Source organism: Methylobacterium variabile, from assembly GCF_001043975.1.
GTDB lineage: Bacteria > Pseudomonadota > Alphaproteobacteria > Rhizobiales > Beijerinckiaceae > Methylobacterium > Methylobacterium variabile.
In genome coordinates this window covers 1-20,697 of record NZ_LABY01000213.1, presented here as the reverse complement: position 1 = coordinate 20,697, position 20,697 = coordinate 1, and the positions used below count along the sequence as shown (strand labels likewise).

18 protein-coding genes and 1 pseudogene are annotated in these 20,697 nt (G+C 72.4%); 10 read left to right on the top strand and 9 right to left on the bottom strand.

Annotated features, from left to right (window positions below):
- The first annotated feature begins 288 nt into the window (after positions 1-288).
- The 4 genes from VQ02_RS27175 (at position 289) to trmFO (ending at position 4,692) form a co-directional block, all read left to right on the top strand.
- Positions 289-1,296, top strand: a complete 1,008-nt coding sequence (locus tag VQ02_RS27175; RefSeq protein WP_048447367.1) for a transporter family protein — start codon at positions 289-291, stop codon at positions 1,294-1,296.
- Between the two features lie 193 nt (positions 1,297-1,489).
- On the top strand, positions 1,490-2,461 hold the full coding sequence (locus tag VQ02_RS27170; RefSeq protein WP_048447366.1) for a S1C family serine protease: 972 nt from the start codon (positions 1,490-1,492) through the stop codon (positions 2,459-2,461).
- Between the two features lie 459 nt (positions 2,462-2,920).
- On the top strand, positions 2,921-3,070 hold the full coding sequence (locus tag VQ02_RS36185; protein WP_082172100.1) for a DUF1127 domain-containing protein: 150 nt from the start codon (positions 2,921-2,923) through the stop codon (positions 3,068-3,070).
- 194 nt (positions 3,071-3,264) lie between these two features.
- On the top strand, positions 3,265-4,692 hold the full coding sequence (trmFO, locus tag VQ02_RS27165; RefSeq protein WP_048447365.1) for a methylenetetrahydrofolate--tRNA-(uracil(54)-C(5))-methyltransferase (FADH(2)-oxidizing) TrmFO: 1,428 nt from the start codon (positions 3,265-3,267) through the stop codon (positions 4,690-4,692).
- A 127-nt stretch (positions 4,693-4,819) separates the two neighbouring features.
- On the opposite strand, the gene VQ02_RS27160 is transcribed toward trmFO, so the two are convergent.
- From VQ02_RS27160 to yajC, 5 genes are all read right to left on the bottom strand, one after another.
- On the bottom strand, positions 4,820-5,686 hold the full coding sequence (locus VQ02_RS27160; RefSeq protein ID WP_048447364.1) for a phytoene/squalene synthase family protein: 867 nt from the start codon (positions 5,684-5,686) through the stop codon (positions 4,820-4,822).
- Between the two features lie 4 nt (positions 5,687-5,690).
- On the bottom strand, positions 5,691-6,074 hold the full coding sequence (locus VQ02_RS27155) for an Mth938-like domain-containing protein (RefSeq protein ID WP_048447363.1): 384 nt from the start codon (positions 6,072-6,074) through the stop codon (positions 5,691-5,693).
- The gene (gene secF / locus VQ02_RS27150) at positions 6,074-7,021 is read right to left on the bottom strand and encodes a protein translocase subunit SecF (protein ID WP_048447362.1); all 948 of its coding nucleotides are present in this window, start codon (positions 7,019-7,021) and stop codon (positions 6,074-6,076) included. Before secF ends, VQ02_RS27155 begins: the two co-directional genes overlap by 1 nt.
- A gap of 85 nt (positions 7,022-7,106) precedes the next feature.
- Complete coding sequence (secD, locus tag VQ02_RS27145; RefSeq protein ID WP_048447361.1) at positions 7,107-8,714, bottom strand: protein translocase subunit SecD; 1,608 nt, start codon at positions 8,712-8,714, stop codon at positions 7,107-7,109.
- 82 nt (positions 8,715-8,796) lie between these two features.
- On the bottom strand, positions 8,797-9,126 hold the full coding sequence (gene yajC, locus VQ02_RS27140) for a preprotein translocase subunit YajC (RefSeq protein WP_048447360.1): 330 nt from the start codon (positions 9,124-9,126) through the stop codon (positions 8,797-8,799).
- Between the two features lie 227 nt (positions 9,127-9,353).
- On the opposite strand from yajC, the gene VQ02_RS27135 reads away from it, so the two are divergent.
- The gene (locus VQ02_RS27135; protein ID WP_157080834.1) at positions 9,354-10,229 is read left to right on the top strand and encodes an ATP-binding protein; all 876 of its coding nucleotides are present in this window, start codon (positions 9,354-9,356) and stop codon (positions 10,227-10,229) included.
- A 184-nt stretch (positions 10,230-10,413) separates the two neighbouring features.
- On the opposite strand, the gene VQ02_RS27130 is transcribed toward VQ02_RS27135, so the two are convergent.
- The 4 genes from VQ02_RS27130 to serS all read right to left on the bottom strand — a co-directional run bounded on the left by VQ02_RS27130 (position 10,414) and on the right by serS (position 14,939).
- Positions 10,414-11,991 carry a peptidoglycan DD-metalloendopeptidase family protein gene (locus tag VQ02_RS27130; protein WP_245239875.1) on the bottom strand — a complete coding sequence of 526 codons (1,578 nt, stop codon included), beginning with the start codon at positions 11,989-11,991 and terminating at the stop codon, positions 10,414-10,416.
- Between the two features lie 151 nt (positions 11,992-12,142).
- A complete protein-coding gene (locus VQ02_RS27125; RefSeq protein WP_048447357.1) occupies positions 12,143-12,835 on the bottom strand; it encodes a protein-L-isoaspartate O-methyltransferase family protein in 693 nt (230 codons plus the stop codon).
- Positions 12,832-13,593, bottom strand: coding sequence for a 5'/3'-nucleotidase SurE (gene surE, locus VQ02_RS27120; protein ID WP_048447356.1), 762 nt, complete (start codon positions 13,591-13,593; stop codon positions 12,832-12,834). The genes VQ02_RS27125 and surE overlap by 4 nt, the downstream gene beginning before the upstream one ends.
- Positions 13,593-14,939, bottom strand: coding sequence for a serine--tRNA ligase (gene serS / locus VQ02_RS27115; protein WP_048447355.1), 1,347 nt, complete (start codon positions 14,937-14,939; stop codon positions 13,593-13,595). The genes surE and serS overlap by 1 nt, the downstream gene beginning before the upstream one ends.
- A 213-nt stretch (positions 14,940-15,152) precedes the next feature.
- Between serS and argS the strand changes: the two genes are divergently transcribed.
- The 5 genes and pseudogenes from argS to VQ02_RS27090 form a co-directional block, all read left to right on the top strand.
- Positions 15,153-16,910, top strand: a complete 1,758-nt coding sequence (argS, locus tag VQ02_RS27110) for an arginine--tRNA ligase (RefSeq protein WP_048447354.1) — start codon at positions 15,153-15,155, stop codon at positions 16,908-16,910.
- A 181-nt stretch (positions 16,911-17,091) separates the two neighbouring features.
- Complete coding sequence (locus VQ02_RS27105) at positions 17,092-18,468, top strand: SPOR domain-containing protein (RefSeq protein ID WP_048447353.1); 1,377 nt, start codon at positions 17,092-17,094, stop codon at positions 18,466-18,468.
- 203 nt (positions 18,469-18,671) lie between these two features.
- Positions 18,672-19,685 (top strand): beta-N-acetylhexosaminidase, encoded by a 1,014-nt coding sequence (gene nagZ / locus VQ02_RS27100; protein WP_048447352.1) that lies wholly within the window; start codon positions 18,672-18,674, stop codon positions 19,683-19,685.
- Between the two features lie 14 nt (positions 19,686-19,699).
- A complete protein-coding gene (locus VQ02_RS27095) occupies positions 19,700-20,479 on the top strand; it encodes a segregation and condensation protein A (RefSeq protein WP_048447376.1) in 780 nt (259 codons plus the stop codon).
- Between the two features lie 2 nt (positions 20,480-20,481).
- Positions 20,482-20,697 (top strand): annotated as a pseudogene (locus tag VQ02_RS27090) (SMC-Scp complex subunit ScpB); the annotation flags it as partial.

Here is a 20,697-nt window from a genome sequence, read left to right as displayed (position 1 = left end):
AAGTCCGCGTTTTCGTCCAGCTTCACCTCATGTACCACCAAAGTACAAAGGCGTTGCCGCATGACGAAAATGCGTCATTTGCGCAACGACTGCACAACATCTGCTTCCATCCCGAGCAAAGGACTCGCCTTCCGAGCGTAGCTGTCGGAACATCGGTGCTGTTCAGACTGTGCCGGAAGGCGGGATCCGGGTGTGACACCGCGCCGAGTCAAGCGCGCAACAAGAGCGGGCGAATTCGGCCAGGCGATCTGCACGGACCAGCCTCGAGAGTGGTTGGAAGGAAAGATCATGGGCAAGTACTGGCTGGCCGCGGGGGCGGCTGCCCTGTCGCTGGGCGTCTCGGCGACCGCATCCTACGCACAGACCACGACGGTGCCGGGCGAGCAGGTCGGCCTCGCGGTCGGGGCGCCGCTGCCTGAGGGCATCTACGCGATCGACACCTTCACCTTTCGCAGCCCCGATGGCCCGAACGCGACCTCGACCGACACCGCGGTCAACGTGCCGGTCCTGGTCTGGTCGACGCCCTGGAAGGTCCTCGGCGCCCGCTTCGAGGCGGTGGTCGCGCCGCCGACCATCTTCACCTTCGGCCGCGCCGCCGGCGCCCGGGATACCAGCATCAACGTCGGCACCTTCGTCGGCGGCATCTTCGCCTGGGATCTCGGCAACAACGTCGGCGTCAGCTACCTGGCCGGCGTCTACCTCAACGAGCTGAACGGCGGCCGGGGCGCCGGCATCCCGCTCCTCGCCTCGAACACCTACCGCCAGGGCTTCGCCATCAGCTACACCGGGGACGGCTGGAACGTCACCGCCAACCTCACCTACAACTTCTACGACGTTCCCGCCCGCTTCGGCGGTCCCAACGGCATCCCGGGCTTCTACGGCAGCCAGTATCCCACCGACGCCCTCAACCTCGACCTGACGGCGACCAAGAAGTTCGGCAAGTTCGAGATCGGCGCCATCGGGTACGGCACCACCAACCTGCCGAACCGCGGCCCCCTGGCCTTCGGCTCACCCTGCGCCGGCAACTTCGCCACCTGCGGCTCGGTGGTGCCGGGCGGCGGCGGCCGCTTCGCCCTCGGCGGCCTCGTCGGCTACGATTTCGGCAAGTTCTCGGTCCAGGCCTGGGTCGCCCGCGACGTCGCCACCTCGGTGCGGCAGGTCTCGCCCGCCACCGGCCTACCGACCAACCGCGAGGCCTACTCGACCGAGGGCTGGTTCCGCGTCATCGCCCCGCTCTACACCGTCGCGGCGGCGCCCGAGCCGCCGATCCCGGCGCCCCTCGTGCGCAAGTACTGAAGCGCACCCTCCCCCCGTCGAGACCCTCCTCCCTCAGCCCGGCTCATCGAGCCGGGCGTTCTTCGTTGCCGGGGCCGCACCGCCTGTCGGGCCCGGGTCCGCGACCTATAACGGGAGCGAACGGGCGGGGCGGATGTCAGCCCCGCCGGACGAGACGAGGCACGGGGCGCACGAGCCCCGGCAGGAGGCCATCATGGCGGCGCCCGGCGACTGGAAGATCCCCTCGGCGGTGCAGCCCCGCCCGGCCGCCTACGCCTACGACCTCGACCAGACCCTGACGGCCGTCGTCGCGCTGTCGTCGCGGGTGCCGGACGCCGCCTACACGGCCGAGATCCTGGGCACCGAGCGGGCCGGCAACGGCGTCCTCATCGGCGAGGACGGCCTGGTGCTCACCATCGGCTACCTGATCACGGAAGCCGAGAGCGTCTGGCTCACCGCTCATGACGGGCGCACCGCCCCGGGCCACGTGGTCGGCTACGACGCCGCCACCGGCTTCGGCCTGGTGCAGGCCCTCGGCCGTCTCGACCTGCCGCACCTGCCCCTCGGCAGCGCCGAGTCCCTGCGCATCGGCGACCGGCTGGTGATGGCGGGCGCCGGCGGCCGCTCCCGCGCCGTCGCCGCCGAGGTGGTGGCGCGGCAGGAATTCGCCGGCTACTGGGAGTATCTCCTCGACGAGGCGATCTTCACCGCGCCCTCGCACCCGCACTGGGGCGGCGCGGCGCTGATCGGCCCGGCCGGCGAGCTCGTCGGCATCGGCTCGCTCCAGCTCCAGCAGAGCGGCCGCGACAGCCGCGCGATCAACATGGCGGTGCCGATCGACCTTCTGAAGCCGATCCTCGCCGACCTGACCACCCTCGGTCGCGTCGCCGGCCCGCCCCGGCCCTGGCTCGGCCTCTACGCCACCGAGATGGACGACCAGGTCGTGGTGATGGGCCTGTCGCCCCGCGCGCCCGCCGAGACCGCCGACCTGCGCGCGGGCGACATCCTGCTGGCCGTGGGCCCAGCGGAGGTGAAGGACCTCGCGGGCTTCCTGCGCAGCGTCTGGGCCCTCGGGCCCGCCGGCGTCACCGTGCCGCTGACCGTGCACCGCGACGGCCGGACCCTGAGCATCCCGGTCGTCTCCGCCGACCGCTCCACCTTCCTGGTCGCGCCGCGGCTGCACTGACCTGGGGCCCGGCTTCGGATCACGCATCATCCTTCTCTCCCCGCCCGCCGGGAGAGAAGGACGCTCGCGCCTCATCGGGCTCCAGGCCGGTTCCGGGAGCGAGGGCCCAAAGCGCCCATCGCCGCACTGCACACCGACGCGCCAGGGGCTGCCGCGCCGTTGCGCGTGCGCCCCTTCCGCAGCGCCCGACCATACTCTGCGCGCCTTGCCCTTCGCGTGTGCAGCATAGTGCCTAAAGCGCTGAAATCGCCGCGATTCATGCGCCAGAGTGCTGCCAAATCGGCGAGCACGGGGGATGGTTGACGATTCCCTGCGCGCTGCATGTGAATCGCGCATGGCTGGCTTACGCGACCCCGCCTCCCACCAGCGCAGCCATTTCCCATATGGTGCGTTGCAACAGAAACAGGCGGTCGCTGACGAAACGGTTCGCACCGGCTGCCTGTTTAGAGGTCAAATCCGATGTTCGTCTCCCTCATCCTCAGCAAGATCCGCGCTTACCTCCGCTACCGCGAGACCGTCCACGAGCTGTCGCGCCTGTCGGACCGCGAGCTCGACGATCTCGGCATCAGCCGCTTCGAGATCCAGGGCATCGCCCGCTCGGTCGCGTAAGCGTCCGCACGCGTACCCCGTACCCGCATCACGAGTACTGCGTACCCAAGTCGATCGAAGGCCTGTCCGGCCGCCCATCGTCTCGCGCGCCCGCCCCCCTCGGCGGGCGTTCGCATGTCCGGGCCCTGACGTCAGGCCCCGACCCGCATGTCGACGGTGTTGCATCGGCGGCGGGCGATCCGATATGCCGCGGCATGTCCGGATCAGATCCCATTCACGTCGTCGGCGGCGGCCTCGCCGGCTCGGAAGCGGCCTGGCAGATCGCCGAGGCCGGCCTGCCCGTCGTGCTGCACGAGATGCGGCCCCTGCGCGGCACCGAGGCGCACCAGACCGACGGCCTCGCCGAGCTCGTCTGCTCGAACTCCTTCCGCTCCGACGATGCGGCGCTCAACGCCGTCGGGCTGCTGCACCAGGAGATGCGCCGCCTCGGCTCGCTGATCATGCGCTGCGGCGACGCCCATCAGGTGCCGGCCGGCGGAGCGCTCGCGGTGGATCGCGAGGGTTTCAGCCGCGCCGTGACGGCGGCGCTCGAGGCGCATCCGAACGTCACCATTGCCCGCGAGGAGATCGACGGCCTGCCCCCGGCCTCCTGGGACAGCGTGATCGTGGCGACCGGCCCACTCACCGCGCCCGGCCTCGCCGAGGGCATCCGCGGCCTCACCGGGGCGGACTCCCTCGCCTTCTTCGATGCGATCGCGCCGATCGTCCACCGCGACTCGATCGACATGGGCAAGGCCTGGTTCCAGTCCCGCTACGACAAGGCGGGTCCTGGCGGCACGGGGGCGGACTACATCAACTGCCCCCTCGACCGGGAGCAGTACGCCGCCTTCATCAGCGCCCTGATCGAGGGGGAGAAGACCTCGTTCAAGGAGTGGGAGGCCTCGACTCCCTACTTCGACGGCTGCCTGCCGATCGAGGTGATGGCCGAGCGCGGCCCCGAGACCCTGCGCCACGGCCCGATGAAGCCGTTCGGCCTGACCAACCCGCACAACCCGACGGTCAAGGCCTACGCCATCGTGCAGCTGCGCCAGGACAACGCGCTCGGCACGCTCTACAACATGGTCGGCTTCCAGACGAAGCTGCGCCACGCCGAGCAGGTGCGAATCTTCCGCACGATTCCCGGCCTCGAGGGCGCCGAGTTCGCCCGCCTCGGCGGGCTGCACCGCAACACCTACCTCGACAGCCCCCGCCTCCTCGACGCCACCCTGCGGCTCAAGGCAGAGCCGCGCCTGCGCTTCGCCGGCCAGATCACCGGCTGCGAGGGCTACGTCGAGAGCGCGGCGATCGGGCTGATGGCCGGCCGCTTCGCCGCCGCGGAGCGCCAGGGCCGCACGCTGGAGCCGCTGCCGGTCACCACGGCGCTGGGCGCCCTCATCGGCCACATCACCGGCGGCCATGTCTCGGCCGAGGATGCCGGCACCCCGCGCTCGTTCCAGCCGATGAACGTCAATTTCGGCCTGTTCCCGCCCCTCGACCGGGCGCCGAAGGCCCCCGACGGCAAGCGCCTGCGCGGCACCGAGAAGGCGCAGGCCAAGAAGCGGGCGATGACCGACCGGGCCCGGGCGGATCTGGGGGCGTGGCTCGGCGAGGAGCCGGCGCCGCTGCCGGCAGCGGCTGAGTAGCTCGGAAAGGCGCGCAACGGCGCTGCGCAGGGACTGCCCTCAACTTCCTCCACGTCATTCCGGGGCCGCGCAGCGGAACCCGGGATGACGTGGAGGGGCGCACAGCGAGCGCGAGGCCTGTGGAGGATTACTTGACCGATTGCGCCGCCCGCCACAGCCGCCAGATCCGACGCCAGTTCGGCACCTCGATCACGCTGGTCAGCGGGTCGTAGCCCGGCCGCTCCATCTGCGCGAGGTATCCCTCGACCAGGGCGACCGGCAGGAAGGCGGGGGCGGCCACCGAGGCGATGGTCGCCCGCTCGGTCGCGTAGGCGGCGAGGTGGCGGCGCACGAGCGCCCGCATGTCGGCGCAGGCGCCGAGCAGCCCAGGGCCGCCGCGCCCCGCCACGATGTCCTCGCGGGTCACCCCATGGGCCTTGAGCACGTCCGCCGGCAGGTAGACCTGGCCGCTGCGGGCGTGCCAGGGCAGCGCCCGGAGCAGGCCCGTCACCGCATAGGCGACGCCGGCATGGCCGGCGGCCGCAGCCCCCCCGGGCTCGGAGCCGCCCGCCAGGATCAGGCTGCCGAGGCGGATCAGGCAGGAGGCGGTCTCGCCGCAATACCCTTCGAGGTCGCGGGTCGAGGGCATCGGGTCGTCGTAGAGGTCGAACACCCGGGCGTCGATCAGGTCGACGAGGGGCTGGCGCGGCAGGCGTGCCTTGACCAGCGTGTCGTCGAGGGCCGCCGCGACCGGATGGGCGCGGACGTCGCCCCGCGCCTCGCCCTGGAGGGCGTCGCGCCACCATTGCAGGCGCAGTTCGCCCGGCATCGGGCTCGAGACCGCCTCGCGCACCCGCGCGACCTCGAGGCTGAAGGCGGCGAGCGCGTGGAGGTGCGGACGCTTCTCCGCCGGGGCGTAGAGGCTGGAATACCAGCGGTCCGGGTCGCTCTCCCGCACCAGCGCCTCGCAATGGGCATAGGCCCAGGCCGGGTCTCGGGGCTCGGCCTCGCTCATCGGGTCACGGCACCGCGATCAGGGCGGCCGCGACCTTGCGGTTCTCGGCCATCAGGATGTTGTAGGTCCGCGCCGCCGCGCCGGTCTGCATCACGTCGAGGCCGATGCCGGCACCCTTCAGGTACTGGCGCAGGGAATCGGGCACGAACACGATGTCGGCCCCGGTGCCGAGGAGCAGCAGGGTGACCGCGCCGGCCTCGGCGAGGAGCGGGCTCAAGCTCTCCGGCGTGATGCCGCCCGGCTCCGTCACGTCCCAGGCCCGGACGCCGGAGGGCAGCGCCAGGATCGAGCCGCGATGCGACATGTCGGCGAAGCGGAAGCCGCCGCCGCCGTAGGCGTCGATCGGGTACCGCCCCGGCACGAAGCCGTCATGCGTCGGCCCGGCCACTACTCGGCCGCCTGCGGCAGGGCCGAGCTGTCTCGCCCCGACGTCCGGGTGCCGCCGGCCTGCAGGCCGATATAGATCAGGAACGGGGTCGAGACGAAGATCGCCGAGTAGGTGCAGATCACCACGCCGGCCAGCATCACCACCGAGAAGCCCTTGATCGCCTCGCCGCCGAACAGCACCAGCGCGAGCAGCGACAGGGCGGTCGACATCGCGGTCATCACCGTGCGCGACATGGTCGAGTTGATCGACAGGTTGAGCAGCTGCTCGGTCGGCATGGTCTTGTAGCGCCGCATCAGCTCGCGGGTACGGTCGAACACCACCACGGTCTCGTTCAGCGAGTAGCCGACGATGGTGAGGATCGCGGCGATCGAGGTCATGTTGAACTCGATCCGCGTGATCACGAACAGGCCGACCGTGATGACGATGTCGTGCAGGGTGCCGACGATGGCCCCGAGCGCCAGCTCGCGCTCGAACCGGAACCACAGGTAGAGCAGAACCGCCACGACCGACAGCACGACGCCGATCGTGCCCGACTGCACCAGCTCGCCCGAGACGCGGGGGCCGACGGTCTCGACCCGGTCGAAGGCGTAGTCCTTGTCGAAGGCCTCGTGCGCCTTCTGCATCACCAGGGTCTGGCCGGTCTCGCCGCCGGCCTGGAGCGGGAAGCGCACCGAGATCGAGCCCTGGCCGAACTCCTGCACCTCGGTCTCGCCGAAGCCGAAGCTGTTGGCGGTGTGGCGCACCGTGCCGACGTCGGAGGTCACGCCGGGCTTGGGCCGCAGCTCGACCAGGGTGCCGCCCTTGAAGTCGATGCCGAAGTTCAGCCCGATCTGCAGGAACAGCACCACCGTGGCGATCGAGATGAACGCCGAGAGCGGGAAGCTGAAGCGCCGCAGGCGCATGAAGTCGAAGTGGGATTCGTCGGGCCAGAGGCGGAGGAGGCGCATCGTCGGTCTCGGAGAAGGGTGTCGGCGCGCCCCGGTCGGACGCAGCGCGTAGGGCGGGCGGCGTGTCGCCACCCGCCAAAGACGATCAGATCGGCAGGGTCTTGGGCCGCAGGCGCTGGTACCACAGGGCGATCATCATCCGGGTCAGCGTCACGGCGGTGATGACCGTGGTCAGGATGCCGAGGATGAACACCACGGCGAAACCCTTCACCGGGCCCGAGCCGAGGAAGAACAGGATCACGGCGGCGATCGCCATGGTCGAGTTCGAGTCGACGATGGTGGCGAAGGCGCGGTCGAAGCCGGCCTGGAGCGCCGAGGGGATCGAGCGGCCGGCCCGCACCTCCTCGCGCACGCGCTCATAGATCAGCACGTTGGAATCGACCGCGGTGCCGATGGTGAGCACGATGCCGGCGATGCCGGGCAGCGTCATCGTGGCCTCGAGCACCGACATCAGGCCGAGGATCAGGCCGACGTGGACGAGAAGCGCAATGTTGGCGAAGAGGCCGAACACCCCGTAGGCGGCGAACATCAGCACCACGACGAGGACCGTCGCCACGATGGTGGCGTTCTTGCCGGCCTCGATCGAGTCGCGGCCGAGGCCCGGGCCGACGGTGCGGCGCTCGATGATGGTGAGCTTGGCCGGCAGGGCGCCGGCGCGCAGCAGCACCGAGAGGTCGTTGGCCTGCTGCACCGTGAAGCGGCCCGAGATCTGGCCCTGGCCGCCGGTGATCGGCTGCAGGATGCGGGGCGCCGACACGACCTCGTTGTCGAGGACGATCGCCATCGGCCGGCCGACATTCTCGCTCGTTGCCTGGCCGAAGCGCTGGGCGCCGCGCAGGTTGAACTTGAAGTTGACGATCGGCTCGTTCGACTTCTGGTCGAAGCCCGGCTGAGCGTCGGTCAGGTCGGCGCCGTCGGCGAGCACCCGGCGCTCCACCGGCACCTTCTGGCCGTTGGCGTCGCGGGAGGGCAACATGTCGACGTCGCCCGCCGGGCTGTCGGCGAGCAGGCGGAACTCGAGCTTGGCGGTGCCTTGCAGCAGGGTCTCGATCCGCTGCGGGTCCTGCACGCCGGGGAGCTGGACCAGGATCCGGTCGGCGCCCTGCTGCTGGATCGACGGCTCGGTGGTGCCGGTCACGTCGATGCGGCGGCGCACCACCTCGATCGCCTGGCCCACCGCCCGCCGGGTCCGGGCGTTGAGCCCGGCATCCGTGAAGGCGAGCTGGATCGTGCCGTTCGGCTCCTCGCGGACGTCGAGGGTGCTGGCGCCGGTCTGGCCCATCACCGCGTCGGTCACCGGCTGGGACAGGGCGCGCAGCTTCGGCATCAGCTTGGCGCGGTTGGCCGCGTCCGACACGCGGAGCTGGACGCCGCGGGGGGTGAGCTGGATGCCGCCGTCGGCCTGGACGCCCTCGGCGCGCAGCGCGCCGCGCACGTCGTCGCGCAAGCCCTGGCTCATCGAGCGCATCAGGTCGTTGCGGTCGACCTCGAGCACGATCTGCGAGCCGCCCTGGAGGTCGAGGCCGAGAACGATGGCGCGGGTCGGCACGATCCAGGTCGGGAACCAGGACGGCAGCGACTTGACGAAGCCGGTGCGCTGCTCGGCCGAGAAGAAGCTCGGCACGGCGAGCATCAGGCCGACGAGGATCACGGCGAGCGTCGCGATGGCCTTCGTGGTGGAGATACGGAGCATCCGCGGCGTCCCAACCGGTCTTTCAGTGTGCTTCAGATAGGGCGGCCCGGCGCATCCGTCCGGGCCTCTCCCTGCGTCGGGATCAGGCGGCCTTGACCGGCTCGCCCTTGGCCCTGACCTCGGCGATCATGGTGCGGACCACCTTGACCTGCACGTTCGGGGCGATCTCGACCTCGATCTCCGGCGCCTCGGTCACCTTGGTGACCCGGCCGAGGATGCCTCCGGTGGTCACCACGGTGTCGCCGCGGCGCACGTTCTTGATCATGTCCTGGTGGTCCTTGGCCCGGCGCTGCTGCGGGCGCAGGATCAGGAAATACATGATCACGAAGATCAGGATGAAGGGGACGACCTGCACGAGGATGTCCGTGCCGCCGGTCGCCCCGGCTCCCTGCGCGAAGGCGGGCGTGATCACTCTCAAGGTCTCCCGAACAAGGCGGAAACGGGCCGCGCGGGTCTCCGGCGGCCTTGCAAAAGCGCGCGGACTATAGCCAGGGACGACCCGAAAGCAACGGCGGGGAACGGCGCGTCCCCGCCCGATCCCGGCGGGTTTTCGTCCGCGCGCCCTTGGGATTATGAGGCGCCACCCGCACGTCCGCCCCTGCGCAAGGAGCCCGTTCCCCCGCGATGACCGACACGCCGATGACCGACACGCCCCTCCCCGCCTCCGACCTGCTCCCCGTGCTGCTGCGCATCGCCGCGGCCCTCGAGCGCGCCGCTCCGCCGGCGATCCCCGCACCCGATCTCGCGGCGGCCGACGCCTTCGTGTGGCAGCCGGACGGGCGGCTGCAGCCGGTGCCGCGGGTCAACCGGGTCGAGATGGGCCTGCTGCGCGGCATCGACCGGATGCGCGACATCCTGTTCGACAACACCGAGCGCTTCGCCCGCGGCCTGCCGGCGAACAACGCCCTCCTGTGGGGGGCCCGCGGCATGGGCAAGTCGTCCCTGGTCAAGGCCGTCCACGCCGAGATCAACGCCCGCGACACGGCGGAGCGGCCGCTGAAGCTGGTGGAGATCCACCGCGAGGACATCGAGGGCCTGCCCGCCCTGATGGGGCTGCTGCGGCCCGATCCCCACCGCTTCGTGGTGTTCTGCGACGACCTCTCGTTCGACGCCGAGGACACCTCGTACAAGTCGCTCAAGGCGGCGCTCGACGGCGGCATCGAGGGCCGGCCCGACAACGTGCTGTTCTACGCCACCTCGAACCGGCGCCACCTGCTCGCCCGCGACATGATGGAGAACGAGCGCTCGACAGCGATCAACCCGGGCGAGGCGGTGGAGGAGAAGGTCTCGCTCTCGGACCGCTTCGGCCTGTGGCTCGGCTTCCACAAGTGCAGCCAGGACGAGTACCTGGCGATGATCGACGCCTACGTGGCCCATTACGGCCTCGCGGTCGCGCCGGAGCGGCTCCGGGCCGAGGCGCTGGAGTGGTCGACGACGCGCGGCGCGCGCTCGGGCCGCACGGCGTTCCAGTACATCCAGGATCTGGCCGGGCGGCTGGGGCAGCGGCTGGATTAGCGCCGTCCGGTTCCTCGATCGACCCTGACCTCCACCGAGTCATTCCGGGCTCCGCTTTCGCGGCCCCGGAACGACGTTGCGGATTCCAGTCGGTCGGGGAGAGGCGCGCCGCCGACACTGCCTCTCAACGCGAAGAGGCGGAGCGCTCGTGCGCCCCGCCTCCCCTCTCGCGATCGGTCCCGGTTCAGTTGCTCGCGAGGTGCGGCATCGGGTCGACCGGGGTCGCGCCCTTGCGGATCTCGAAGTGCAGCTGCGGCGAGGTGACGTTGCCCGACGCGCCCGACTTGGCGATGGTCTGGCCGCGCTTCACCTTCTCGCCGGGCCGCACCTCGATCTCGCCGTTATGGGCGTAGGCCGAGACGTAGCCGTTGGAGTGGCGTACCAGGACCAGCTTGCCGTAGCCCTTCACGTCGCTGCCCGCGTAGGCGACCGTGCCTTCCTCGGCGGCCTTCACCGGCGTACCCTCGGGCACCGCGATGTTGATGCCCTCGTTGCCGCTCGAGCCGTAGCCGGAGATCACCCGGCCGCGGGCCGGCCAGCGGAAGGACGATTGCGGGTCGGGCGGCGGGGCTGCGGGGGCGACGGCCGGCGCGGGAGCGGGCTCGGGCGCCTTCTCCGGCAGGGCCGCGACCTTCACCGGCTTCACCGGCTCGGGCTTCGGCGCCGGCTTCACCTCCGCGACCTTCTTCACCTCGGGCTTCGGCGCCTCGGCCTGCTTCGGCTCGGGCTTCCGGATCTCGAGCTTGGCCTCGACCTTCTTGGGCTCCGGCTTCGGCGCCTCCGCGACCTTCTTCACCTCGGGCTTCGCCGCCTTCTCGACGGGCTTCGGCTCCGGCTTCTTGGGCTCGGGCTGCCTGGCCATCGCCTTGGGCTCGGGCAGCTTGGCGGCGACCTTCGGCTCGGGCCGCTGCGGCTTGGCCGCGACCTTCTCGTCCTCGTCGTCCTGGGCCTGGCGCGCGGCCACGCGGGCGACCGGCTTCGGCTCGGGCTTCGCCGCGAGCCTCGGGTCGGGACGATGGGGCTTGGCCGCTTCCTCCTCGCGGGGCTCCGGCTTGCGCGTGGTCAGCTTGGCGGCGCGCTCGGCGGCCGCCGGGGAGACCGGCTTCGCCTCGGCCTGGCCGGGGCGCGCGGGCGCCTTGCGGGCCGGCTCCGGCGCGGGCTCGGGACGAGGCGCCACCTCGGCCACCCGGCGCACCGGTTCGGCCGTGCGGGTCTCGGCGACCGGAACCCGCGGCGCCGGCGCGGCCGGCACCGCCCGGGCGCTCATCGCCGGCACGCCGCCGGCGTGGTAGACCGGGATTACCAGCTGGCGGCCCGGGGTGACCTGCGCGGCGCTCGACAGGCCGTTGGCCTGGAGGATCGCCGCCGCGGGCACGCCGAAGCGGGTCGACATCTGGCTGAGGCTGTCCTTGGCGCCGACCGTGATGGTGGTGCCGCCGGCGGCGGACCAGCCGGCCGGGCCGCCGGTCACCGGGGCCGCGGCCGCGACCCGCGGCGTCTGCACCGGGGCTGAGGCCGCCGGCCGGCTCGACAGCGGCATCGCCGCCGCCGGGGCCGACAGGGGCCGCGACTGGATCGGCGCCGAGCGCACCGGTGCCGCCACCGCCTCGCCCTCCGGCAGGCTTCCGGTGGCTCCCGGCTCCCCGCTCGCGCTCGATGAGAACGGGTTCGAGAACGGGTCGAGCCGCACCGCATCGGTGCTGCAGGCCGCCGAAGCGCCCCCGATCAGCCCGATGAGGGCGAAGCGCGACAGCGTCCGCATCCCCTTGCCTGCCCCGCGTTCCCGCATCGACGCACCCGTACATCCACGCAACCGTCTGATGCGGATTCAAAGCGGATTCAGGTTAAGCTTCCGTTGCGGGGCGGCCTCCCGGCTTCACCGTGAGGGCCGGGAGGTGGCGGGGGCGCGGCGCTCAGAGGATCGCCGCGAGGCCGGGCGTCAGCGGGCCGATGCGCAGCGGCGTCTCGCGGACCTGGCGCCAGGGGCCGTCCGCCTCCTGCGCGATGGCGACGAGGCGGGGGCCGGCCGGGCCGGCGAGCGCCCCGATGAGGCGTCCGCCCGGGTTCAGGCGCGCGATGAGGGCCTGGGGCAGGTCGCGGAGCGTGCCGTTGACCAGGATGCGGTCGAAGCCGCCGGCCTCCTCCGGCGGGGCGCAGCCGTCGGCGAGGCCCACCATCGCGGCGCCGAAGCCGAGGGCGTCGAGGCGCGAGCGGGCGTTGCGGGCGAGCGTCGCGTAGCGCTCGAGGCTGACCACCTCGGCGCAGCCTAAGCGCAGCAGGAGCGCCGTGGCGTAGCCCGAGCCGGTGCCGATCTCGAGCACCCGCGCTCCTTGCGGGTTCAGCGCCGCCAGCATCGTGGCGATCACGCTCGGCGCCGTCATGGTCTGGCCGCAGGGCAGCGGCAGGGCGAGGTCGCGCCGGGCGAGGTCGCGGAAGGCGAGCGGCGCGAAGGCCTCCCTGGGCACCCGCTCCATCGCGCCGAGCACGGCGGCGTCGCGCACCCCGCGGGCGCGCAGGCCCAGCACGAAGGCCGCCGTCTCGACCGCGCCGGAGGCCTCCTCGGCGGGATCCGGTCCGGAGGCTTCCGGCGCGCCGTCCTCGTTCACGCGAAGGCCTGGGCGAACCGCGTCAGCGTCGGCTCGTCGGTGAGGTCGAGGCGCAAGGGCGTCACCGAGATGCGGCCCTCCGCGATCGCCTTCAGGTCCGTGCCGTTGCCGGGCTCGAAGCGCGCCTTGGCGAAGGCGAGCCAGAAATATGGGTTGCCGCGCCCGTCGAGCCGCTCGTCGATCGAGAGGAGCTGCTGGTTGCGCACGCCCTGCGCCGCCACCGCGACGCCCCGCACCGCCTCGGGCTCGCAATCCGGGAAGTTCACGTTCACCAGGATGCCGGGCTCGATCCCGATCTCCAGGATGCGCCGGATCACCGGCGCCCCGTGCTTCGCGGCGGTCTGCCACTTGACGTTGGCCCGTCCGCCGGCGCCGTAGGCCTGGCTGAGCGCGATCGCCTTCACGCCGAGGATCGTCGCCTCCATGGCGCCCGCGACGGTGCCCGAATAGGTCACGTCCTCGGCGACGTTCTGGCCGCGGTTGACGCCCGAGAGCACGAGGTCGGGCCCGTGCTCCTTCAGGATGTGGCGGATCCCCATGATGATGCAGTCGGAGGGCGTGCCCTTGACGGCGTAGCGCTTCTCCCCGGCCTGGCGCAGGCGCAGGGGATCGTTGAGGGACAGCGAGTGCGAGACGCCGCTCTGGTCGGTCTCGGGCGCCACGATCCAGACGTCGTCCGACAGCTCGCGGGCGATCTCCTCCAGGCAGCGCAGGCCCGGCGCGTGGATGCCGTCGTCGTTGGTGACGAGAATGCGCATCAGCTCCGCTGTCCTTCGTTTCGGGTGAGTCCACCCATGCCGTCGATTCGGGTGAGCCCGCCCATGTAGGGCGCGAGGGCCGACGGGACCGTGACGCTGCCGTCGGGGTTCTGGTAGTTCTCCATCACGGCGATGAGCGCGCGGCCGACCGCGACGCCCGAGCCGTTCAGCGTGTGGACGTAGGCCACGCCCTTGCCCTCCTTCGGGCGGTAGCGCGCCTCCATCCGGCGGGCCTGGAATTCGCCGCAGACCGAGCAGGACGAGATCTCCCGGTAGGTCCTCTGGCCCGGCAGCCAGGCCTCGATGTCGTAGGTCTTGGTCGAGGAAAAGCCCATGTCGCCGGTGCAGAGCGTCACGACCCGGAACGGGATCTCCAGGCGCTTCAGCACGGCTTCCGCGCAGGACAGCATCCGCTCGTGCTCCTCGGCCGAGCGCTCGGGCGCGGTGACCGAGACGAGCTCGACCTTGCTGAACTGGTGCTGGCGCAGCATGCCGCGGGTGTCGCGCCCCGCCGCTCCGGCCTCGGCCCGGAAGCAGGGGGTGAGGGCGGTGAAGCGCAAGGGAAGCTCGTCCTCGGCGAGGATCGATTCGCGCACCAGGTTGGTGAGCGGGACCTCCGCCGTGGGGATCAGCCAGCGGTTCGGCGCCCCGCTTTCCTGGGCGATCTCGGGCGAGCCCTGGATCGCCGCGAACTGGTCGTCGCGGAACTTCGGCAGCTGGGCGGTGCCGAACATCGCCTCGTCGCGCACCAGGAGCGGCGGTACCACCTCGGTGTAGCCGTGCTCACCGGTGTGCAGGTCGAGCATGAACTGGCCGAGCGCCCGCTCGAGACGGGCGAGCTGTCCCTTGAGCACCACGAAGCGCGAGCCCGAGAGCTTGGCGGCGGTCTCGAAGTCCATCAGGCCCATGGCCTCGCCGAGCTCGAAGTGCTGGCGCCCACCTTGAGCGAGGCCCCGTCCTTCGAAGCGGCTCTTCTCGACGTTGTCGTGCTCGTCGCGGCCCTCCGGCACGTCGGGGCCCGGGATGTTGGGGATCCCCGCCAGGCGCTCGGTCAGGGCCTTGGCCGCGGCGTCGGCGGCCGCGTCGAGCGCCGGCGCCTCCTCCTTGAGCCGGGCCACCTCGGCCATCAGCGCTTGCGCCCGCGCCTCGTCCCTCGCCTTCTTGGCCGCGCCGATCTCCTTCGAGAGGGCGTTGCGCCGCTCCTGCGCGCCCTGCGCCGCCGAGATCGCGGACTTGCGGGCATCGTCGAGGCCGATCAGCTCGGCCGAGAGCGGCTCCAGCCCGCGGCTCGTCAGACCCTTGTCGAAGGCGGCCGGGTTGTCGCGGATGGCCCGGATGTCGTGCATGGCGCGGTCCGAATCGTTTTTCAGAAGGGCCGGAGCTCCGGCCGGTGACGCCCGGACGCTTTGCAGCATCGGCCCGGCGGCGACAAGGGAGGAGCCCGCGCCCCTTCCGAACGGCTTCGCTTGCAGGCTGCCGCCCCGCCGTGAGAAGAGCCCGGCGCGCCGGTCGCGGCCCCGCGCCGCCTCCGGCCCGAACTTTGCAGAACTGGTCAACGCATGAACATCTTCGCCGCCTTCGAGGCCCGCATCGGCGAGGCGCTCGAGACGCTCACCCGCGCCGGCACCCTGCCGGAGGGGCTGGACCGCGCCCGCGTCGTGGTCGAGCCGCCGCGCGATCCGAGCCACGGCGATCTCGCCACCAACGCCGCCCTGGTTCTGGCCAAGGAGGCGCGCACCAACCCGAAGGCCCTGGCCGAGGCGCTCGCGACCGAGCTGCGCCAGGATCCGCGCGTCACGGAGGCCAGCGTCGCCGGGCCGGGCTTCATCAACCTGCGGCTCGACCCCGCGGTCTACGCGGACGTGGTGCGGACGGCGCTCCGCGAGGGCGAGGCCTACGGAAGGGGCGCCAAGGTGCCGGGCGGGGTCAACGTCGAGTACGTCTCGGCCAACCCGACCGGGCCGATGCATGTCGGGCACGGCCGCGGCGCGGTGTTCGGCGACGCCCTCGCCAACCTCCTCGTCGCCGCCGGCCGGCAGGTGACGCGCGAGTACTACATCAACGACGCCGGCGCGCAGGTCGACGTGCTCGCCCGTTCGGCCTTCCTGCGCTACCGCGAGGCGCTGGGCGAGACCGTCACGATCCCCGAGGGGCTCTATCCGGGCGACTACCTCAAGCCCGTCGGCGAGGCGCTGAAAGAGACGTACGGCGACGCGCTCCTCAGCCAGCCCGAGAGCGAGTGGCTGCCCCTGGTGCGCGACTTCGCCATCGACCGGATGATGGACCGGATCCGCGAGGACCTCGCGGCCCTCGGCATCCGCCACGACGTGTTCTTCTCCGAGCGCACCCTGCAGGGCGGGGGCAACGGCGGCGCGGTCGCGGCGCTGATCGAGGACCTCCGCGCCAAGGGCCTCGTCTACGAGGGCCGCCTGCCCCCGCCGAAGGGCCAGCTTCCCGAGGACTGGGAGGACCGCGAGCAGACGCTGTTCCGCTCCACCGCCTTCGGCGACGACATCGACCGGCCGCTGCTGAAGTCCGACGGCAGCTTCACCTACTTCGCCTCGGACATCGCCTATCACCGCTCCAAGGTCGAGCGCGGCGCCGTGGAGCTGATCGACGTGCTCGGCGCCGACCACGGCGGCTACGTCAAGCGGATGCAGGCGGCGGTGAAGGCGGTCTCGGACGGCAAGGCGGTCCTGGACGCCAAGCTGTGCCAGCTCGTGCGCCTGCTGCGCGACGGCGAGCCGGTGAAGATGTCGAAGCGGTCGGGCGAGTTCGTCACCCTGCGGGAGGTGATCGACGAGGTCGGGCGCGACCCCGTGCGGTTCATGATGCTGTACCGCAAGAACGACGCCACCCTCGATTTCGACCTCGCCAAGGTGGTGGAGCAGTCGAAGGACAACCCGGTCTTCTACGTCCAGTACGCCCATGCCCGGGCGGCCTCGGTGTTCCGCCAGGCCCGCGAGGCCTTCCCCGACCTCGACCTGTCGCCGGCCTCCCTCGCCGGGGCCGACCTGTCGGGCCTGACCGATCCGGGCGAGATCGAGATGATGCGCGGGATCGCCCAGGTGCCGCGGGTGATCGAGGCGGCGGCGGCGGCCCACGAGCCGCACCGGCTCGCCTTCCACCTCTACGAGCTGGCCAGCGCGTTCCATAGTTTCTGGAACAAGGGCAAAGACTTGCCGCAATTACGGTTTGTTAATCAAACCGACAGAAAGTCAACGCTGGCGAGGCTGGCTCTCGTCGGCGCCCTCAAGGGCGTGGTCGCGGCCAATCTCGGGATCCTCGGCGTGTCCGCCCCCGACGAGATGCGCTGAGGCCTCGGCGCCGGATGTCCGGCGCGACCTGACGCCGCGGGGTGCCTCGGGCGCCGCCGCGGCGGGACGCGAGCGTGGGATCTGACGGTCGCCGAACCCATATCGGGGGCGGCGCCGGTGTCTCCGAGCCGGGCCTGAGCGCGGCGAGGTGACGCGAGGGCGAACAGGATATGGTGCTGCCATGACGACGAATGCTTCCCGGGTTCCCGTCGACTACGACGGCTACGAGCAGGATCGGCAGCCGGCCCCCGCCCGCCAGGATCAGGTCCGGCAGGGCGCGCGGCCCGATCCCCTCGCCGAACTCGCCCGCATCGTCGGCCAGGACGATCCGTTCCGCGCCCTGCTCGAGGCGAAGGAAGCGAAGGAGGCGAGCCGCACCGCCGAGCCCCGCGGCCGCGTCGAGCCGGTGCTGCCGAGCTACGGCGAGGCCCCCGGTCCGGAGGGCGGCCTGTCCGCCTCCCGCAGCGAGCCGACGATGGGCGCGCCGGAGCATTCCGCGCCGCCTCCGGCGTACACCCCGGCCGCCGCGTTCAACCAGTACCTCGCCGCGGTCGAGCGCGAGACCGTCTCGGAGCCGGCCCCGGCCCATGACGAGGCGGAGGCTGCGCCGCCCGCCGAGCCGCGGCCGCGGGGCCGCCGGCGCATCGCGCTCGTCGGCACGGCCCTCGGCATCGTCGCGGTGGCGGTGGGCGGGGCGCTGACCTGGCGCGCCCTCCATCCCGGCCGCTCCGGCGCGCCGATTCTGGTGATGGCCGACCAGGCGCCCCTGAAGGTGGCGCCCCAGAATGCCGGCGGCGTCGAGATTCCGGACCAGAACAAGCAGATCTACGAGCGCAACGCCAAGGACGCGCAGATCCGCATCGTCAACCGCGAGGAGCAGCCGCTCGACGTCAAGCAGGCGGCCCGCTCGCTGGTCGCCGAGGCCGGCCCGTCCGCGCCGCCCGCCGCCCCCGGCAACGCGCTGACCGAGTCCCTCGGCGAGCCGCGCCGGGTGCGCACGGTCTCGGTCCGGCCCGAGCCCTCGCCGGCCGAGGCCCAGCGGGCGGCGCAGGCCGCCGCCCAGCAATCGGCCGCCCGGCCCGAAGTCTCGCCGATCCCGACCATGACCCTGCCGACCGAGGCGACCGGCTCGACGCCCGCCCCAGTCACGCCCCGCTCGACGCGGGTCGTCCCGACCGCCCCGGCCGCCCAGACCCCGCCGGCCGAGACCCCGGCGCCGGTCGCCGAGTCGCCGCGGCCGAAGCCGGTGCAGCGCGTCGCCTCCGCCGAGCCCCCGGTCACCACGCAGGCGGTGCCGACGCCGCAGGCGCCGGTCGGCGGGTTCTCGGTGCAGCTCTCGGTGCGCGCCACCGAGAAGGAGGCCGAGCTCGCCTTCAAGCAGGCCCAGGAGCGCTACGGCGCCGTGCTCGGCGGCCAGTCGCCGCTGATCCGGCAGGCCGAGGTCAACGGCAAGTCGATCTTCCGCGTCCGCGTCGGGCCGATGTCGAAGGAGAGCGCCGACGGCCTGTGCGGCAAGCTCAAGGCCGCGGGCGCTGCCTGCTTCGTCGCCAAGAACTGACGAACGACCGGAATAGACCCTCCTGAGGTCTGACGGTCCGAGAAACCCGCCGGCTGTGGCTCCCCGCCGACAGCCGGGCGGCGGCGGATCTCCTACACTCCGCACTTTCCGCTTGCGATTCCGCGCAGCCGGTGCCCGCATGGGCGCCGGGCGGGATCGCGCTCTCCCTGGCCCCCCTTTTCAAGCGACGAGAGCCGCCGTCGATGACGTGCCTTGCCCTGATCCTCGGCTGCGCCGGCCCGATCCTGAGCCCCGAGGAGGCTGCCTTCTTCCGTGAGGTGCGGCCCTGGGGCTTCATCCTGTTCAAGCGCAACATCGACCATCCCGAGCAGGTGCGGGCCCTGACGGCCGCCCTGCGCGAGGCCGTCGGCCGGGCCGACGCTCCGATCCTGATCGACCAGGAGGGCGGGAGGGTGCAGCGCATGACCCGGCCGCACTGGCGGCCCTACCCGTCGGGCCGGGCCTATCTCCGCGCCGGCGGTCCCGAGGGCGGGCCGGCGTTGGCCGGCCTCGGCGCCCGCCTGATGGCGCACGACCTCGCGATGGTCGGCATCAACGTCGACTGCGCCCCGGTCCTCGACGTGCCGGTGCCCGGCGCCCACGACGTCATCGGCGACCGGGCCTACGGCACCGATCCGGGCGTGGTGGCGGCCTTCGGGCGGGCGGTGGCCGAGGGCCTGATGGCCGGCGGCGTCCTGCCGGTGATGAAGCACATGCCGGGCCACGGCCGCGCCGGCGCCGACAGCCACCACGCCCTGCCGGTGGTCGAGGCGAGCCGGGCCGAGCTGGAGGCGCACGACTTCCAGCCCTTCCGGGCGCTGGCCGACCTGCCGATGGCCATGTCGGCCCACGTGGTGTTCCGGGCCCTCGACCCCGACAACCCGGCCACCACCTCGGCCCGGGTGATCGGCGAGATCGTGCGCGGTCGCATCGGCTTCGACGGTCTGCTGATGACCGACGACCTGTCGATGAACGCCCTCTCGGGGAGCTTCCGGGACCGTGCCGCCGCCGCCTTCCGGGCCGGCTGCGACGTCGGCCTGCACTGCAACGGCGTGCGCGCCGAGATGGAGGAGGTCGTGGCCGCCGCCCCGGTCCTCGCCGGCGCGTCCTTGCGCCGGGCGCAAGGCGCGCTCGCCCGGCTGGTGCCGGACGCGGCGGCCTTCGATCCGGCCGAGGCCCGCGCCCGCCTCGATGCCGGGCTCGCCGCCGCGGCCTGACGGTGCGGACCGCCGTGGCGGGAGGCGACGACTTCGCGGAGGCCGGTCCCGACGCCTCCGCCGAGGCGGCCTTCGTGGTCGACGTCGACGGCTTCGAGGGGCCCCTCGACCTGCTGCTGGAACTGGCCCGGCGCCAGAAGGTCGATCTCTCCCGCATCTCGATCCTGGCCCTCGTCGAGCAGTACCTCGCCTTCATCGAGGAGGCCCGCCGCCTGCGGCTGGAGCTGGCGGCCGACTACCTGGTGATGGCGGCCTGGCTCGCCTACCTGAAGTCGCGCCTCCTGCTGCCGGCGCCGCCCCGCGGCCCCGAGCCCGCCGCCGGCGACCTCGCCGAGGCCCTCGCCCTCCGGCTGCGCCGCCTGGAGGCGATCCGCGCCGCCGCCCTCCTGCTCTCCGAGCGGGCCCAGCTCGGGCGCGACGTCTTAGCCCGCGGCGCGGCGGCGTCCGCGCCCGCGGCGGCGGATCCCGGTCCCTTCGGGACGACCCTGCACGAGCTGATCGCGGCCTATGCCCGCCAGCGCCAGGAGCGGGCCCGGGCTCAGGTCACCCTGCCGCCCCGCACGGTCTGGTCCCTGGTCGATGCCCGGGAGGCCCTCGAGCGGCTGATCGGCCCGCGGGACGAGTGGACCGACCTCGATGCCTACCTGGCGCAGTACCTCGTCGATCCGAAGCGCCGCGCCACGGTTCGGGCCTCGTCCCTCTCGGCGGTGCTGGAGCTTGCCCGAGAGGGTCAGCTCCTGCTGCGCCAGGAGCGGCCTTTCGCGCCGATCCAGATCCGCGCCGCCGGAGCCTGAGCGTGGCCCGGTCCGCCCGCGCGCCCGGCCCTGCCCCCTCCGCGGCCGCGCGCCTCGTCGAAGCACTGATCTTCTGCGCGCCCGCGCCCCTCACCGAGGCGGAGATCGCCGCCCGCCTGCCCCCGGGCACCGACGTGCCGGGGGCGCTGGCCGAGATCGCCCGCTTCTTCGCACCCCGGGGCGTCACCCTGGCGCGGGTCGCCGGCGGCTACGCCTTC